This window comes from Sulfitobacter sp. S223 (assembly GCF_025143825.1).
GTDB lineage: Bacteria > Pseudomonadota > Alphaproteobacteria > Rhodobacterales > Rhodobacteraceae > Sulfitobacter.
Map to the genome: position 1 here is coordinate 3617123 of NZ_CP083560.1, position 15647 is coordinate 3632769.

Sequence of the window (15647 nt, forward strand, 5' to 3'; positions counted from 1 at the left end):
TGACCCGCGTAGCACTTTGCCAGACCCTTGCGCAAACATCTGACCCTTTAGGATTTACAACCATGTTACTTGCGCGTTCTCTTTTTGCCTCCACCGCGATCAGCCTGTCGCTGATGGCAAATGCGGCTCGCGCCGATCTTGCTGCCGCAGACGTCTGGGGCGACTGGCGCGGATACCTTGAAGGTCTAGGTTATACCGTCACAGCGAACGAAACCGGCAACGCCGACACATTGTCCGTCAGCGATATCGCGGTGCAGGTCAACGGTGGACCCGACGTTGACCAGATGGTTTTGCGTCTGGGCACGCTTCAATTCGTCGAAACAGCGGACGGGAACGTAGAAGTCGTCATGCCTGCCACGATGCCCATCGTGATTGACGTCACCCCTGAAAAAACGAAAAAGCCCGCAAGAATTGAATTTTCTTACACTCAGACCGACCAAAAGATGATCGTAAGCGGTGACGCCGCAGAGATGGTCTATGACTATACCGCACCAAGCTTTGTGCTGGCCCTGACGTCACTTCTGGTAGACGGGACCGCAATGGGTCAGGACAACGCCCGCCTATCAATCAGTGGAACCGACATCCGGTCAGAAACAACCGTGAGCCTTGGCGAAACCCGCAACTATGCGCAAATCATGAATGTCGGCAACGTGGTCTATGACGCTTTCTTTAAGAACCCCGAAGATGTCGAATCCGTAAGCATTGCCAGCACTGTAGAAAGCGTGATCTTTACCGGCACCAGCGTTGTGCCCGACGGTCAGACCATACAGAATCAGGAGCTAACTCCGCTTTTGGCTGCGGGTTTTGCCTTTGATGGCACATTCAACACCCGTGGCACCGAAACAAAGACCGAGCTTGTTTCAAAAGACGGACCCACAAGGCTCAAAACCGGATCTGCGGCATCGACTTTGGGCATCGCAATGGACGCCGAAGGCATCCGGTATGACGTTGCCGCCGAACAGGTCCAAATCGGCGCGGAGATTGCCGGACTGCCATTCCCTCTGTTTGCCGAAATGGCGAACACCGGAATCAGCATGCGCGCGCCGCTTCTGAAGTCTGATGATCCACAGGATTTCTCTTTGGCCTTTAATGCGACAGACTTCAGCATGTCCGATATTATCTGGGCGTTGTTTGACCCGTCGAACCAGTTGCCCCGCGATCCTGCGACCGTCGCGTTGGACATGAGCGGAAAGGCAAAGGTGCTGGCCGACTCCCTTGATCAGAAAACGATGGAGAGCTTGGCCGAAAGCGGGTCCTCGCCAGCAGAGCTGACCGCGCTGCGCATCGATAAACTGACCATTGATGCGGTGGGTGCAAAACTAGATGCGACAGGTGACGTGACCTTTGACAACAGCGACAAGACCACAATGCCGGGCTTTCCCAAGCCTGTGGGCGACATTAACATCAACCTCGCCGGTGCGAATAGCCTGTTGGACAAACTGGTTGCCATGGGCATGCTCCCCGCTGAACAGGTCATGGGCGCGCGGATGATGATGGGCGTGTTTGCAGTTCCCGGGGACGCGCCGGATACACTTAAATCCAACATCGAATTCAACGACGAAGGCCAAATCCTCGCCAATGGTCAGCGTATCAAATAGGCATCGTTCGAGTCCCGAAAGCATAGGGCGGCCCGCATTGGGCCGCTTTTTCTTTTTGACCCGTGCCCTTGCGGGGGGGGACTACCGCAGCTACCTCTAAGCCTTGATCAGGAGACGATGATGACCCAAGCCCTTGATGCGCTGACTGCGCAGATGCTGGATGCGGCAAAATCCGCAGGCGCGGATAGCGCTGATGCAATGGCCGTGCGCGGCACCTCGGTATCGGTGGACGTGCGTGCAGGCGCGCTTGAAGAAGCGCAGCGCGAGGAAGGCACAGATATTGGCCTGCGCGTGTTTATTGGCCAACGCAGTGCCATCGTTTCCTCTTCTGACACAACATCAAAAACCCTTTCCGAGATGGCTGAACGCGCTGTCGCCATGGCACGCGAAGCGCCTGAAAACCCCTATGCCGGCCTTGCTACGCCAGAGCAGCTTGTGACTGGATGGGATGTTAGTGCGCTTGAGCTGTATGACCCGACACCAGAACCCGAACCCGCCGCGTTGCAAGAGGCTGCGTCACAGGCCGAGGCAGCTGCGCTTGACGTGAAAGGGATCACCCAAGTGCAATCGGCCAGCGCCGCCTACGGTGCACGCGACATCCACCTTGCCGGATCGAACGGGTTTTCGGGTGGTTACCAGCGCACAGACAGAGGTCTGAGCTGTGTTGCAATTGCAGGCACAGGCACGGGGATGGAACGTGATTACGACGGTGATAGCCGCATTTTTCAAAGCGACCTGCGCGGTGCAGCAGAGATCGGGCGCAGCGCGGCAGAGCGGGCTTTGCTTCGGCTTGACGCACGCAAGCCGCCAACCGGCGCGTATCCAGTTCTGTTCGACGAACGCATTGCAAGTTCTCTGATCGGGCATCTTCTGAGCGCGATCAATGGCAGCGCCATCACACGCGGCGCATCCTTTTTGCGCGATGCAATGGGGACCGCAGTACTGCCGGAAGGTATCTCTCTTATAGAAGACCCTCATCGTCCGCGTACGGGCGGCAGCCGTCCGTTTGATGCCGAATTCTTACCAACAGCAAAGCGTGCAGTGGTGGATAATGGCATTTTGCAGGGTTGGACACTTGATTTGGCCACTGGCCGTCAGCTTGGATTGCCTTCAACCGGCAATGCCGCATGTGGCACTGGTTCTGGCCCGTCGCCAAGCAGTTGGAACATGGCCCTGACGCAAGGGACAGCAACCCGCGCGGATTTGATACGCGATATGGGTACAGGTTTGCTGGTAACGTCTATGATCGGCTCGACCATAAACCCCAACACTGGCGATTATTCGCGCGGGGCAGCGGGGCTTTGGATCGAAAACGGAGAGATCACCTACGCGGTCAATGAATGCACGATCGCCGGTAATCTGCGCGATATGCTGCTGGCATTGGTTCCAGCGAATGACGCGCGTGCGCACCTTAGCCGTGTTGTTCCTTCGCTGCTTGTCCCGGGGATGACCATTGCCGGCATCTGACCTACCCCTTCTGATCGACGCCGCACGCATCGCTGGCCGCGTCGCGACAAGCTTTGCCGGGAAATCGGCTCAGCGCTGGGATAAGCCCGGCGGTGCCGGCCCCGTGACTGAGGCTGATCTGGCAGTGAACGGTCTGTTGGAAAACGTTCTGCTGCTGGCGCGCCCGGACTACGGCTGGTTATCGGAAGAAACCGAAGACGGGACAAAGCGCCTTGGCCATGACCGTGTGTTTATCGTTGATCCCATCGACGGCACACGCAGCTTTACCGAAGGTGCTGATACATGGGCGCATGCGATAGCTGTGGCAGAACATGGGCAGATTACAGCGGCCGTTATTTATCTGCCCTTACGCGGACTTCTTTACTCAGCAGCGCGCGGTGCGGGGGCGCAACTAAACGGACAACCGATACGCGCCTCTGGCATCGGAGCATTCGAAGAAGCGACTATTCTTGCCGCCAAGCCTGCGTTGCACGGTACTGCGTGGCTCAGCGGCGCCTGTCCCTCGTTCAAACCCGCTTACCGCCCCTCACTTGCCTACCGCCTCGGACTTGTTGCGCAGGCGCGCTTTGATGCAATGCTGACGCTTCGCCCTAGCTGGGAATGGGACATTGCGGCCGGTGCCCTGATTGTGTCTGAAGCAGGCGGTACTATCACAGACCAACGCGGCGCGCCCTTGCGTTTCAATGGCGCTGATCCACGCCTTGACGGTGTCGTTGCAGGCGGTTCCCTGATTCATGCAGCCTTGTTAGAGGCATTGGTCTGACGCCTGCCCGCTTGACGGCATACCGCTGTACCGTGCAAACACATCTAAACACCCTATGAGGAATCTTGCCATGACCCAACGCCTTCACCTTGTATTCGGCGGAGAGCTGGTGAACCCCAGCGAAAATGTTTTCAAGAACGTCGATGACCTGCATATCGTTGGCATATTCCCGAACTATGCCGCCGCCTATGACGCATGGAAGAACGAAGCCCAGCGCACTGTAGACAACGCACATATGCGTTATTTCATCGCGCATCTGCACCGCTTGCGCGACGAAGAAGCTGCGGCTTCCTCAACCGAAGAACTGGGCTAAGCCGGTCATGGCCGGTTCGCTAGGTCTGTCTGCCTACCGCGCTCTTGCGCGGCGCGGCGAGGCCCGGCTGCCGACCTTTCAGATCGAACGCCCAAATGGCGAGCTGCTGTGGATTCACTGCGCCGAAAACGCTGCATTTATCGCTGTTCAGGATTTGGCACAGCGCCAGATAGCCAGTCGGCCGGGACTTAGCGTGCTGATCTCCCTTTCAACGATCCCGCGCGAAAGCGGACCCGAAAGCGGTCCGCGGCCCAAAGGGGTATATCTAACGGAAATATGTGACGAGCATCCCGCAAGTGTTGCCGCCTTTCTTGAACATTGGGCCCCGGACTGCTGTGTCTGGACGTGGGGTGGCTTGCGCCCCAATCTGATATTGGCCACAGCCGAGCGGCGCTGCCCCCTTTTTCTGATCAACGCTGATACCATTGGCTTCGACGGAAGGCGGGAGCGGTGGCTGCCCGATGTCGCGCGCAACCTGTTGCCCCTTTTTAGCACTGTCATGGCGCGTACGCCTGCTGCCGCCCGGCGCTTGATGCAACTGGGTCTGGACAAAGATGACATAGAAATCACCACATCGTTGCAAGCGGGCGGCCAAGCGCTCCCTTGTAACGAGACGGACCTCGACGATCTTTCCTCAGCCTGCGTCGGCAGAGCGATCTGGTTTGCCAATGGCGTCCAACAAGAAGAACTACAGACTGTTCTGGCCGCCCACCGGCAAGCGTTGCGCCTGTCGCACCGCTTGTTGCTGATACTGCGCCCCTCCGGAAACCTGACTCCGCAAGACGCTTTCGAGCAGACGCGCCAGCAGGATTTTCGCGTACTCAGCTGGGATGACGGCAACTATCCCGATGAGACAACCCAGGTGTTGATATCGGAGGACCCGCGCGATGTCGGCTTGTTTTATCGTGTGGCGCCTCTGTCGTTTCTGGGCGGATCATTGGTCGCGGGTCAGGATGGTGTTGATCCGCTTGAGGCGGCCGCTTTGGGTTCTGCGATCCTGTACGGGCCACGTGTGGGACGACATTTGCAAAGCTATTCAAGGCTCGCGACTGCGGGGGCCGCACGGATCATCAATGACAGCGCGGCGCTGGGAATGGCTGTGACGCGATTAATCGCGCCGGATCAGGCCGCAATAATGGCACATGCGGGTTGGGATGTGGTGAGCGAAGGTGCCGCCTTGATGGATAGGATCACTGATCTGATTCAGGAAACGCTAGATGCCGAACAGGTAATACACTGATGCGCGCACCGGATTTCTGGCATAAGCCCCGCCCCGGACTTCGCGCACGCCTGCTGCAACCGCTTGGTGCAATATATGCACGCGCCACGGCACGCAGGCTGGCGCAGGGCGCACGCTTAAAAATGAATGTTCCGGTGATCTGCGTGGGTAATATCAACGCAGGTGGCACAGGCAAAACCCCCACCGTCATCGCTGTAGTAGAGCGCCTACGGGACCTGTACCTTGAACCACATATCGTATCGCGTGGCTATGGCGGCACTTTGGAAGGGCCCGTCCGCGTTGATCCGTCCCACCACACGGCTGCGCAGGTCGGGGATGAGCCGTTGCTACTGGCTGCTTTTGCCGAAGTCTGGGTGGCACATGACCGCGCAGCAGGCGCAGCCGCCGCTCAAAACGCCGGCGCAAAGGTAATTGTGCTGGATGACGGGTTCCAGAACCCCGCGCTAGCCTATGATCTCAGCATTGTAGTGGTGGACGCACATAAGGGGTTTGGAAACGGATTGTGCCTGCCTGCGGGGCCTTTACGCGAACCTGTTGCCACAGGGCTGGCACGCGCTGATCTTGTTCTCTCGGTGGGAGACGAAGCGGCACAACATGAGTTCGACAAAACAGACCTGCCCGGCGGTCTGGCCCATGTGCGCGCAGCTCTTGAGCCGCTTCAAACAGGTATGGATTGGACTGATACCCCACTATTGGCATTTGCGGGTATTGGTCATCCTGAAAAGTTTTTCAATACATTGCGCGGGCTTGGCGCGACCCTGATCCACGCCGAACCGCTAGAGGATCATCAACCCCTGACAAATGCTTTGTTAATGCGGCTGGAGGCAGACGCCTTTGCAAAAGGGGCGCAACTGGTGACCACTGAAAAGGACGCTGTGCGCCTACCGTCTGCGTTTCGCAGCAAGGTGATAACCCTACCGGTTCGCCTCAAGATGCCGCAGGAAAACGCCCTGTGGGACGCGCTGAAAAAGATCGCCGACAGCGCAGCCTAGCTCAGTCGTCCTCGCCAAGTTTGGGCGAAGGGCGATTCAATGGCAGCTCCGCACCAGAAAACTTGAACGGCGATTTGATACCCGGCACGCCGTCTATCTCGATCTGCATACCGCGTGCTTTGACCTGAGGATCGTTGAACATATCTTCCATCGTGTTGATCGGACCAGCGGGCACGTTGTTGGCTTCGCAGGCGGCCAGCAGATCATCGCGGGTGCGTAAGCGTGTTGCACCTTCCAGACGCGCATTCATCGCCGGACGGTTCGCCACACGATCAGCATTCTTCAGATAATCCGGATCGGTTGCCATATCATCCAGCCCCAACAGCCCACACAGGCGTTGGTACTGCCCGTCATTGCCCGTTGCGATAATCAAATGACCGTCAGACGATTCAAACACTTCGTACGGGGTGAGGTTCGGATGCGCGTTGCCCAGACGAGTCGGAGCTTTGCCTGTGGTCAAATAGTTCATGCCCTGATTGCCGGTAATCGCCACTGCACAATCCAGCAGTGCCATGTCGATATGCTGACCTACTCCGGTACTGTTCCGCTGATAGACGGCAGCAAGAATTGCAGTCGTCGAATAAATACCCGTAAAAATATCGGTAATGGCCATGCCATGTTTTTGCGGCTGGCGATCCGGCTCTCCGGTGATGGACATAAGGCCCGACATGCCCTGAATGATGAAATCATAGCCCGCGCGGTGCGCATAAGGACCCGTCTGGCCGAAGCCTGTGATCGAACAATAGATCAGCGCCGGAAACCGTTCGTTCAGGCTATCATAATCCATGCCGTATTTGGCAAGCCCGCCAGTTTTGAAGTTCTCGATCAAGATGTCGGCGTCTTCCAGCAGGTCCAACATCTTTGCCTGACCGTCGGGTGTGCGCAGATCGACGATCACAGATGCTTTGCCGCGATTGGCCGAATGGAAGTAGGAGGCCGATCGGTCCTCCCCGCGTTCAATGAAGGGGGGGCCCCATTGGCGCGTGTCATCGCCATCGGGGCTTTCCACCTTGATCACTTCAGCGCCAAGATCTGCAAGCGTTTGACCGGCCCAAGGGCCGGCAAGAACACGGGCCAGCTCAATAACTTTGAGCCCTTCAAGCGGTGCCGCCATTAGCTTTCCAACGCGTCGTCGATCAGTTTCTTCATATCGGCATACTTCATGTTGGAGTATTTCTTGCCATTGATGATGAAGCTCGGCGTGCTTTCGATGCCGTCAGATTCAGCGTTCTGCTGGTACCATGCAACCAGCGCCTGTGCTTGCTCACCATCTTGCAGGCATGCTTCGAGCGTGTCGCTGTCCAGCCCCGCCAAGCGGCCGATCTTGCGCAGTTCTTCCACGATTGCCGCAGGTTCACCCGCGCGGGTCCATTGCGCCTGACCTGCATAGATCAAATCAGCGATACCAAAGAATTTCTCCTGGCCGCCACAACGTGCCACCAATGAAGCCCAAAGACCGAAGCGGTCGAAGTAGACCTCGCGGTAGACAAAGCGGATTTTGCCAGTGTCGATGTATTCGGACTTCAACTGCTTGTAGGCGTCAGTATGGAATGTCGCGCAGTGCGGGCACGTGAAGGAGGCATATTCGATGATCTCGACCGTCGCGTCAGGATTGCCGGACACCATGTCGACGATACCTGAGGTATCTACATCGCCGCTTGTCGTTTGCGCATTTGCAGCACCGGGCAGAGGCGCGTCAGGGAAGGCAACAGTTGTGCTGCTGCGGTTGCTTGTCATGTACCAGCCACCAAGGCCAATGACTGCTGCAGTGCCAAGCAGGATGTTTCTACGGTTCATATTGTCATTCCTTCAATCAGTTTTGCCTTGGACATGCGCGCGGCATGCTTAGCGGTTATTCTTGTTCAATATGTTTTCGCCCAGACGGGCAAGGGCATCGCGCAAACTGTTATCACCAATCTGCGCTGCTGTTTGTGTGGCTTTTTCCCTCAAAGCAGGATCCGGCGCCGGTGCATCCTTCTTCGGGGCATGCTCAAACGCCACGCGTCCTTCGGAAAATCCCGTTGCTGCGGTTTGGGTCACCCGTATCCGCGCAATTGCGTTATAGCCATAGACCGCGTTGACCCGCGTTCGAAGCTGTTCCTTTTGCATTTCCAGCACTGGCGCATTGGCGCCCGTTGTAAGCAGGGTCAGTGTCGCGCCCATGCCACCGCGCCCGTAGGACACCTCAACAGGGCGGGAAATCGCGGCTGCGTCGTCTCCGACCACCTCGGCCCAGTTAGTCAACAGACGCGACTGGGCAAAGCCCCGGCTTTCCGACGCCTTGCGGATTTTGCCGCTCAGCAGGTTGGCTGTGCGGGCGAATCCCTTGGTGGTTGTCGTACGGCGGGGCGGCATGGCGTGGTCTGCTTTCTTTTGGTTACAGTGGCAGACCCAAGGGTGCCACGCTATATGTTCGATGAGGTATCATAGCGCATGGCAGCGGCCCTGCCACGTAGCAATTCAGGATTGGTTCATAAACAGTGCGTGACAAAGATAACATGTCTGTAATCTTGCTGGATTGGTACGACGCAAATGCACGGGAGATGCCTTGGCGCGTTGGTCCGCAAGCACGCAAAGATGGCGTGCGGCCCGACCCTTACGCCATCTGGATGAGCGAAATCATGCTGCAACAGACTACCGTTGCCACCGTTAAAGACTACTTTCGGCGCTTTATTGCGCGCTGGCCTACGGTACAAGATCTGGCTGCCGCACCCGATGCAGATGTGATGGCGGAGTGGGCAGGCCTTGGATACTACGCACGCGCACGAAATCTGCTCAAATGCGCCCGTGCCGTTGTTGATGTACATGATGGCGCTTTTCCTGCGGACCATGCTGCGCTGCTTAAGCTGCCGGGAATCGGGCCGTATACGGCAGCCGCAGTATCCTCGATTGCGTTTGATTTGCCGCACGCGGTTCTTGACGGCAACGTAGAGCGTGTGATGGCCCGCATCCATGACAACCACACACCGCTTCCGAAGGCGAAACCGGTTTTTATGGAATATGCTCAGTCGCTTACTCCTGCGAAACGCCCCGGCGATTATGCGCAGGCCGTGATGGATCTGGGCGCGACCATCTGCACGCCAACATCTCCGGCCTGCGGCATCTGCCCTTGGAACCAACACTGCGCCGCACGGCAGGCCGAAACGATGGCGGAGTTGCCAAAAAAGGCGCCCAAAAAGGCGAAACCAACACGTCATGGCACGGTTTATCTTGGCCGTCGCGCGGATGGGGCGTGGCTGCTGGAGACGCGGCCCGAAAAAGGATTGCTGGGTGGAATGTTGGGTTGGCCAGGATCGGATTGGGTTGATATGACGTTGCCGCACCCAGACAGCGCCCCGCCTGTAGCAGGCGATTGGGAAGAGCACGAAGTAAGCGTGCGCCATACGTTTACCCATTTCCATCTGGTCCTGCGCATCATGACTGCCGACATCGGGCATGATGTTGAACCGCAACGGGGTGTGTTCATGGAGCAGACCACTTTTGCCCCGTCTGATCTGCCTACAGTCATGCGCAAAGCGTTTGACCTGCTTCATCAGGACACAAAGCCTGATAGGAAAATCCGCGGTAGCTTGCTATGATTTGTGCAAACAACGGATAAGAGCAGACCATGACCGAAACGGTGAATCCCATCCCCCCGCACGAGCTTGCCAAGCTGAGCCGGGCGCTGCCTTTCTGGCTCTCTCTCGGACTTGTGCCGTTAGCCTGGATTTCTGCGCTCTACGGAGGCTGGACACTTTTGCTGGTACCGGTCGCAACGTGGTATCTTTTTTCGGCTCTCGATGCAGCACTTGGCCTGAACACCCAAAACGCCGATCTGTCTGCGGGCGAAGCTGACATGTACTGGTACAAGATGATCACACTGATCTGGGCGCCTGTGCAGTTATTATTGCTGGCAAGCCTACTTTGGTACGTCCCTCAGGCTGAGCATCTGAATTCGGCAGAACGCGTCGGAGTGTTCTTTGGTGTCGGCGTTCTTAGCGGAACAGTGGGTATCAACTATTCACACGAACTAATGCACCAGAAAAGCAAGATGGAGCGCTGGTTGGCTGATGTGCTGCTGGCTATGACGCTCTATTCACATTTCCGTTCCGAACACATGCTGGTGCACCACCGCTATGTTGCAACGCCGCGCGATCCGGTCACGGCACGGTACAACGAAGGGTTCCACCGGTTTTACCCACGTGTACTGCGGCAATCTTTGGTCAGCGCCTTCCGGGCTGAAAGGTCCATGCTGGCGCGTAAAGATCTACCTTGGACCGACCCGGAAAATCCTTTCTGGCGCTACTGGGCGTTACAAGCCGGCTTTCTGCTGCTTGCGGTGCTGCTTGGCGGCTGGTCCGGCGTCGGGTTATTCCTGGTGCAGGCAGGCGTCGCAATCTGGCAGCTGGAGCTGGTTAACTATATCGAACACTACGGCCTGACCCGAAAGCATCTGGGGGACAGCAAGTACGAGCACGTCCAACCACACCACAGCTGGAACGCAGCGCATAAAGCGTCAAATTGGCTGCTCATAAATTTGCAACGCCACTCTGATCACCACTACAAACCCGATCGCCGCTTTGCCGTACTACAAAACTATGGGCCGGACAAAGCGCCACAACTGCCGCACGGATATCCCGTGATGACAATGCTGGCGATGGTGCCCCCTCTGTGGCGAGGTGTCATGAACCCGCGCGTACGGCGCTGGCGGCAAATGTACTATCCTGAAATCAACGACTGGCGGCCTTACAACCGCGCCGAGACTCCCTTGCCCCGCTAAGAAGCTGTTTACATTTTTCTGGAATACCCAAGGGCGCGCAAATGCGAATAGGGGATTCTCATGCAACAGCACAGTGCCAGTGATCGCTCTGGCAACGGAACGTGCCTGATCATTGAAGACAGTCAGTTCGATCAAGAGATGATGACGCGCGTTATCGGGAGGTCACAGGGCAAGCTGAGCGTCAAGGTTGCCTCTACCCTAACTTCAGCCCGAAAGGTTTTGGAAGCAAGCGCGATATCTCTCATTCTGCTTGATAACAATCTGCCAGACGGCATCGGCGCGAATTTCGCGCTGGAGCTGTCAGCAGACCCGAAACATGCCTATATTCCTGTCATCATGGTTTCCGACTGGCCTACGCCATTTATGTGGGAAAAGGCGGCAACGGCGGGCGTTCTTTACGTTGTTAACAAATCAGAATTCGGTGTCCGCTACGTAGAGCAGGCCTTGCGCAATGGTGTCCGCAAGCATCCTCGGCTGATTTGAGGCAGGTCAGGCACAGGCGTATTGTAGCAAAGTCAGAGCCCCTATAGTTTTAGTGGATGGTATCTATGATTTCACTGCTAAGCATAGCTCAGTTGCTCTCCTTTCCAATGTTGACCGTATCCGTGATTGCAAGCTTCTGGCTAAGCCTTCGCGTGAACGGCCTGCGTGGAGCTCTAAGAAAGCCTATCGATTTCGATCCTACACTTGCTGCCCCGTTTGACAGGTTGCTGCACAGAATAAGCAAAGGGGGCCTCATCGGCTTCATGTGTTGCCTTGCGTTGATCTTGGGTATTGAGTTCGCGACATAAAAAAGAGCCCCGCCATAAAGGCGGGGCCAAGGTGAGTGTCATCGATGCGATCCTTCATTTGGAAGGCGCAGTGACACTGGCGGTGTTCGAATGAGTGGGGTTGATCAGGCTTGCATTTCTGCCCTGATCTGCTGGCGCAGCACGTCGATCGGAACGCGCTTTCCTTCTTTTTTATAGCACCAGTATGTCCAGCCGTTACAGCTTGGCGCGCCTTCAAGGGCAGCTCCTACCTGATGGATGGATCCTTTAATGTCATCGCCGATCAGCGTGCCATCGGCGCGCACTTTGGCTTTGTGACGGTTGTTCAGCGAATACAGGTTCTCACCGGGACGCAGCATGCCGCGTTCAACCAGCTGGCCGAACGGAACCCGAGGCTCAGCGCGCTTGGATGTAGAAGTCTGAAGCGCTTCGTTGTCGAATTTGCGAACAGAAGCGATCCGTTTTTTCGCCACCTCGCGGTAGGCCTCTTCCCGCTCAATGCCAATGAAATCACGGCCCAGCATCTTGGCCACGGCACCGGTTGTGCCCGTACCAAAGAATGGATCAAGGATCACGTCACCTGGATTGGTAGAGCCGACCAGAACACGGTGCAGCAGGCTTTCGGGTTTTTGTGTCGGATGCGCTTTATCGCCATGCTCATCTTTCAGACGCTCATGCCCGTTACAAATGGGTAGGACCCAATCGCTGCGCATCTGGATACCTTCGTTCAGCGCCTTCAGCGCCTCATAGTTAAAGGTATACTTGCTGGCTTCGCTTTTGCCCGCCCATATCATTGTCTCGTGAGCGTTGGTGAAGCGTTTGCCGCGGAAGTTCGGCATCGGGTTGGACTTACGCCAAACCACATCATTGAGAATCCAGAACCCCTGATCCTGCAAAGCAGCGCCAACGCGGAAGATGTTGTGATAGCTACCAATCACCCAGATCGCGCCGTTTGGCTTAAGCAGGCGGCGTGCCGCTTTCAGCCATTCGCGGGTGAATTTGTCATAAACTGCAAAGCTGTCAAATTGGTCCCAGTCATTGTCGACGGCGTCAACTTTGGAGTTGTCCGGGCGGTGCAAATCACCGCGCAATTGAAGATTATAAGGAGGGTCTGCGAAGATCAGATCAACGCTCGCCTCGGGGAGTGAATTCATCACCTCGATACAATCGCCATCAAGGATCGTGTTCAGGGGAAGCGCCTGCGCTTCCTTCGTTTTTACTGTCATTGCTCTGCCTCGTTGCCCGGTGCATTTTTGCACTCATTGGTTGCTGACCAAGATGACGGCAGAGTGATTCTTGGTCAATTTGTTTATTGAATCAAAGTATTAAGAATTATTCTTGCCACAAGATATTGTGCACCGGTTTGAACGAACGTCTATGGTGTGGGGTCACGCCCAAATTTTGAAGTGCAGATATGTGGCTTTTTGATCCATATCCCATGTTCGTCTCCCAGCCGTATCCGGGGTGCTGTTGCGCCAAGGACAACATGACATAATCTCGACATATTTTAGCCATAATTGAGGCAGCCGAAATGGAAACAGACCGACCATCGCCTTTGATGATTGTTTCTGCCGGAAGGGATAATCCGCGCGGAATCATGTTTCCGTCAATCAGGCAATAGTCGGCCGGAGTCTTGAGACCATCCAACGCGCGAACCATCGCGATGTGGCTGGCGCGCAGGATGTTGTGTTCGTCAATTTCCTCGACCGTCGCGTGCGCGATCGAAACATCGGCGACTTCCATTATTTGCGCATAGAGCAGCTCGCGCTTTTTATGGGTCAACTTTTTGCTGTCGTTCAGGCCGGGAGGGATACGTGCAGGGTCCAGCACCACAGCGGCGGCTGTTACAGGTCCTGCCAATGGACCACGGCCTACCTCGTCCACACCGGCAATCCGGGTATATCCGCGCGCTTGGGCAGCGGTCTCAAATGAATAATCAGGTTCCATGGCATCCGAGAAACCGGATGCGGCTGTTCGGCGCAAGAGAAAAGGGAGAGATGCCCGAACATCTCTCCCTTTCCCATCCCATGCGAGGGACGTTTCGCATGGGTTTCGGCGCGAAAGTGGTGATACTCCGCGCGCCGAATTCACTATTACCCGTGGGCGAGCCTGTAGCCGCTGCGACGCAGGCACCGCGCATCATAGCCTGACCGTTTGCCCTGATAGGTGCGGATGGTCATTGCACAGTTCCGGGGCAACCGATGTACGGAACGGTAGTGCCGTTCAAGACAATGGCGTCCGAACATATGCGCACGGCCTTGACGGGTCTCAAAGCTCCGAAGACAGTTTTGGGGCAGCAGCTTGCGGTCTACGCGGCGCGGCAGCGGTCTGGGCTGCACAGCGCCACGGTGCCTCACCACTTCTCTGCGCCGCTCTTTATACACTTTCTTCTGCTGGACAGGCGCGCGGTAGACTTTGCGCTCTTCCCGTTTGTCCTTCTTGTGGTCGTTCACAATGGCCCCGATCACGGCAAGCCCCAGTATGGTTGCCGCGATACGAGCATTACGTTGATCGTCTGCATGGGCTGGAACGGCTGCAATGGTGGTAAGGGCCATCGCCGCTGCAGTGACTGTGCCGATCAGACGGGAGGGAAACATGAAGCGCATGAGATTATTCCTTTCGGTATGAATGCGGCACGCTGTCCGTGCTGCGATGTCCAATCAAGTTGGGGGCATGTGGCAAAGACAGGCAATAACGTCAGATTGTTATTGGATAACCGGCACGCAGCAGGCTGCTGGATATTGTATATCAGGCGGGAAAATAGCATCGTCCAAAGCATGAAAAACAAACTTCTCTCCGCGTGCATTGCAGTACTGGTGGGCCTCGGAGCGCCCGCCATGGCCGCCGATTGCTATGCCGACTACAAGGCCAAACAGGACAATCCGCTGCGGCTGCATTATGGTGTGGCCGTGGTGAACGGACAGTGTTCCAAAGCCAACGCACGTAACGAACTGTCCAAGCGCCTTGGCGCAAAGGGCTGGACGCTTCTGAATGTTGTTTCTGTCTTTGGACCCGAAGGACTAGCAAAAAGGAAAGATAGTGCCGGAACAAACTTCCTCCGCTTCTGACATCCGCCGCAGCGGTGGCCGCCTTGTGGCAATGGGGATCGCGGCGGTTGCGGCGTTGCTGGTGCTGGGGGCGGCAGTATTGTTCTGGGCGCTCCCCGACGCAAACGCTTTCAACGCGCGGGTTGAGCGTATCTTTGTAGAGAATGACAACCTGACTTCGGCAGCCGAGATCAAGCTGCTGGAGATTCTCGCGCAATCCGGCACCGCTTTTTCCGATACGCTGACCAATTACCGCGTGCTGATCGGTGTTCTGCTGATCTTTGCCGCGGCGATGCTGGTGGCTGCTGTGGTGTTCTTGATGCTGTTGATCACCTTCAACCGCCGCATGGCCCAGATTGAGCGAACAGGTATACAAGTCTCATCCCTGCTCATCAGCCGGGAAGAGAACAAAGTTTACCTCAACAACCTTGGCTTCAAGCTGACAGATGCGGCAATGGAGACTTTGGCCGTGCTGGCCGAGGCGCGCATGGATGATGACATCCTGACAGGCTCCGAAATCGAAGGCGTCATTTCGGGACGCTCTGCTGCCGATTGCGATGAAGCCGCCGGGGCTACAAGGATCAAACGGCTGCGCGATACGCTTGGCAACCAGATGGTCAGTGAGCTGTTGGTCAAGAACATAGCGCGGCGCGGCTATATGCTTGCCATCGACAAGGACGTGATCAAAGTCCTTTGAT

At 56.5% G+C, this 15647-nt stretch carries 17 protein-coding genes; 11 read left to right on the forward strand and 6 right to left on the reverse strand.

Going from position 1 to position 15647, the window contains the following annotated elements; all coding sequences use genetic code 11:
- Window positions 1–62 precede the first annotated feature (62 nt).
- From K3757_RS17240 to lpxK, 6 genes are all read left to right on the forward strand, one after another.
- Window positions 63–1598 carry a DUF2125 domain-containing protein gene (locus tag K3757_RS17240; RefSeq protein WP_259997528.1) on the forward strand — a complete coding sequence of 512 codons (1536 nt, stop codon included), beginning with the start codon at window positions 63–65 and terminating at the stop codon, window positions 1596–1598.
- Window positions 1599–1718: 120 nt separating this feature from the next.
- Window positions 1719–3065, forward strand: a complete 1347-nt coding sequence (locus tag K3757_RS17245; RefSeq protein WP_259997529.1) for a TldD/PmbA family protein — start codon at window positions 1719–1721, stop codon at window positions 3063–3065.
- Complete coding sequence (locus tag K3757_RS17250; protein ID WP_259997532.1) at window positions 3052–3828, forward strand: 3'(2'),5'-bisphosphate nucleotidase CysQ; 777 nt, start codon at window positions 3052–3054, stop codon at window positions 3826–3828. Before K3757_RS17245 ends, K3757_RS17250 begins: the two co-directional genes overlap by 14 nt.
- A 70-nt stretch (window positions 3829–3898) precedes the next feature.
- A complete protein-coding gene (locus tag K3757_RS17255; RefSeq protein ID WP_259997534.1) occupies window positions 3899–4141 on the forward strand; it encodes a DUF4170 domain-containing protein in 243 nt (80 codons plus the stop codon).
- Between the two features lie 7 nt (window positions 4142–4148).
- Entirely contained in the window at window positions 4149–5381 is a 1233-nt protein-coding gene (locus tag K3757_RS17260) for a 3-deoxy-D-manno-octulosonic acid transferase (RefSeq protein ID WP_259997536.1), read from the forward strand.
- Window positions 5381–6373 (forward strand): tetraacyldisaccharide 4'-kinase, encoded by a 993-nt coding sequence (gene lpxK, locus K3757_RS17265; protein WP_259997538.1) that lies wholly within the window; start codon window positions 5381–5383, stop codon window positions 6371–6373. Before K3757_RS17260 ends, lpxK begins: the two co-directional genes overlap by 1 nt.
- A gap of 1 nt (window position 6374) precedes the next feature.
- On the opposite strand, the gene K3757_RS17270 is transcribed toward lpxK, so the two are convergent.
- Genes K3757_RS17270 through K3757_RS17280 form a run of 3 tightly spaced genes read right to left on the reverse strand, consistent with a single transcriptional unit; the run spans window position 6375 to window position 8728 of the window.
- Window positions 6375–7487 (reverse strand): CaiB/BaiF CoA-transferase family protein, encoded by a 1113-nt coding sequence (locus K3757_RS17270; protein ID WP_259997540.1) that lies wholly within the window; start codon window positions 7485–7487, stop codon window positions 6375–6377.
- Window positions 7487–8170 (reverse strand): DsbA family protein, encoded by a 684-nt coding sequence (locus tag K3757_RS17275; protein ID WP_259997542.1) that lies wholly within the window; start codon window positions 8168–8170, stop codon window positions 7487–7489. Before K3757_RS17275 ends, K3757_RS17270 begins: the two co-directional genes overlap by 1 nt.
- Before the next feature lie 48 nt (window positions 8171–8218).
- Entirely contained in the window at window positions 8219–8728 is a 510-nt protein-coding gene (locus tag K3757_RS17280; RefSeq protein ID WP_259997544.1) for a DUF721 domain-containing protein, read from the reverse strand.
- A 143-nt stretch (window positions 8729–8871) separates the two neighbouring features.
- Between K3757_RS17280 and mutY the strand changes: the two genes are divergently transcribed.
- From mutY to K3757_RS17295, 3 genes are read left to right on the forward strand one after another with little or no spacing between them, the layout of a single operon-like run.
- Window positions 8872–9951 (forward strand): A/G-specific adenine glycosylase, encoded by a 1080-nt coding sequence (mutY, locus tag K3757_RS17285; protein WP_259997546.1) that lies wholly within the window; start codon window positions 8872–8874, stop codon window positions 9949–9951.
- Between the two features lie 29 nt (window positions 9952–9980).
- Window positions 9981–11132 carry an alkane 1-monooxygenase gene (locus K3757_RS17290; RefSeq protein ID WP_259997548.1) on the forward strand — a complete coding sequence of 384 codons (1152 nt, stop codon included), beginning with the start codon at window positions 9981–9983 and terminating at the stop codon, window positions 11130–11132.
- A gap of 60 nt (window positions 11133–11192) precedes the next feature.
- Complete coding sequence (locus K3757_RS17295; protein WP_259997550.1) at window positions 11193–11615, forward strand: response regulator; 423 nt, start codon at window positions 11193–11195, stop codon at window positions 11613–11615.
- A 412-nt stretch (window positions 11616–12027) separates the two neighbouring features.
- Here the strand turns inward: K3757_RS17295 and K3757_RS17300 are convergent, their stop codons facing one another.
- From K3757_RS17300 to K3757_RS17310, 3 genes are all read right to left on the reverse strand, one after another.
- Window positions 12028–13128, reverse strand: coding sequence for a site-specific DNA-methyltransferase (locus K3757_RS17300; RefSeq protein ID WP_259997552.1), 1101 nt, complete (start codon window positions 13126–13128; stop codon window positions 12028–12030).
- A 106-nt stretch (window positions 13129–13234) separates the two neighbouring features.
- Complete coding sequence (locus tag K3757_RS17305; RefSeq protein ID WP_259997554.1) at window positions 13235–13849, reverse strand: ribonuclease HII; 615 nt, start codon at window positions 13847–13849, stop codon at window positions 13235–13237.
- 146 nt (window positions 13850–13995) lie between these two features.
- Window positions 13996–14508: a hypothetical protein gene (locus K3757_RS17310; RefSeq protein WP_259997556.1), complete on the reverse strand. Its 513-nt coding sequence runs from the start codon at window positions 14506–14508 to the stop codon at window positions 13996–13998.
- Between the two features lie 171 nt (window positions 14509–14679).
- Here K3757_RS17310 and K3757_RS17315 point away from each other — a divergent pair, with 171 nt between their 5' ends.
- The gene (locus tag K3757_RS17315) at window positions 14680–14970 is read left to right on the forward strand and encodes a hypothetical protein (protein ID WP_259997558.1); all 291 of its coding nucleotides are present in this window, start codon (window positions 14680–14682) and stop codon (window positions 14968–14970) included.
- A 31-nt stretch (window positions 14971–15001) separates the two neighbouring features.
- Window positions 15002–15646: a transcriptional regulator gene (locus K3757_RS17320; protein ID WP_409202590.1), complete on the forward strand. Its 645-nt coding sequence runs from the start codon at window positions 15002–15004 to the stop codon at window positions 15644–15646.
- Window position 15647 lies beyond the last annotated feature (1 nt).

What these genes read in the sequence shown, in the direction of transcription:
- K3757_RS17240 (WP_259997528.1), top strand. Translation starts at nt 63, where the DNA reads ATGTTACTTGCGCGTTCTCTTTTTGCCTCCACCGCGATCAGCCTGTCG.
- K3757_RS17245 (WP_259997529.1), top strand. Translation starts at nt 1,719, where the DNA reads ATGACCCAAGCCCTTGATGCGCTGACTGCGCAGATGCTGGATGCGGCA.
- K3757_RS17255 (WP_259997534.1), top strand. Translation starts at nt 3,899, where the DNA reads ATGACCCAACGCCTTCACCTTGTATTCGGCGGAGAGCTGGTGAACCCC.
- K3757_RS17260 (WP_259997536.1), top strand. Translation starts at nt 4,149, where the DNA reads ATGGCCGGTTCGCTAGGTCTGTCTGCCTACCGCGCTCTTGCGCGGCGC.
- lpxK (WP_259997538.1), top strand. Translation starts at nt 5,381, where the DNA reads ATGCGCGCACCGGATTTCTGGCATAAGCCCCGCCCCGGACTTCGCGCA.
- K3757_RS17270 (WP_259997540.1), bottom strand. Translation starts at nt 7,487, where the DNA reads ATGGCGGCACCGCTTGAAGGGCTCAAAGTTATTGAGCTGGCCCGTGTT.
- K3757_RS17275 (WP_259997542.1), bottom strand. Translation starts at nt 8,170, where the DNA reads ATGAACCGTAGAAACATCCTGCTTGGCACTGCAGCAGTCATTGGCCTT.
- K3757_RS17280 (WP_259997544.1), bottom strand. Translation starts at nt 8,728, where the DNA reads ATGCCGCCCCGCCGTACGACAACCACCAAGGGATTCGCCCGCACAGCC.
- mutY (WP_259997546.1), top strand. Translation starts at nt 8,872, where the DNA reads ATGTCTGTAATCTTGCTGGATTGGTACGACGCAAATGCACGGGAGATG.
- K3757_RS17290 (WP_259997548.1), top strand. Translation starts at nt 9,981, where the DNA reads ATGACCGAAACGGTGAATCCCATCCCCCCGCACGAGCTTGCCAAGCTG.
- K3757_RS17295 (WP_259997550.1), top strand. Translation starts at nt 11,193, where the DNA reads ATGCAACAGCACAGTGCCAGTGATCGCTCTGGCAACGGAACGTGCCTG.
- K3757_RS17300 (WP_259997552.1), bottom strand. Translation starts at nt 13,128, where the DNA reads ATGACAGTAAAAACGAAGGAAGCGCAGGCGCTTCCCCTGAACACGATC.
- K3757_RS17305 (WP_259997554.1), bottom strand. Translation starts at nt 13,849, where the DNA reads ATGGAACCTGATTATTCATTTGAGACCGCTGCCCAAGCGCGCGGATAT.
- K3757_RS17310 (WP_259997556.1), bottom strand. Translation starts at nt 14,508, where the DNA reads ATGCGCTTCATGTTTCCCTCCCGTCTGATCGGCACAGTCACTGCAGCG.
- K3757_RS17315 (WP_259997558.1), top strand. Translation starts at nt 14,680, where the DNA reads ATGAAAAACAAACTTCTCTCCGCGTGCATTGCAGTACTGGTGGGCCTC.
- K3757_RS17320 (WP_409202590.1), top strand. Translation starts at nt 15,002, where the DNA reads ATGGGGATCGCGGCGGTTGCGGCGTTGCTGGTGCTGGGGGCGGCAGTA.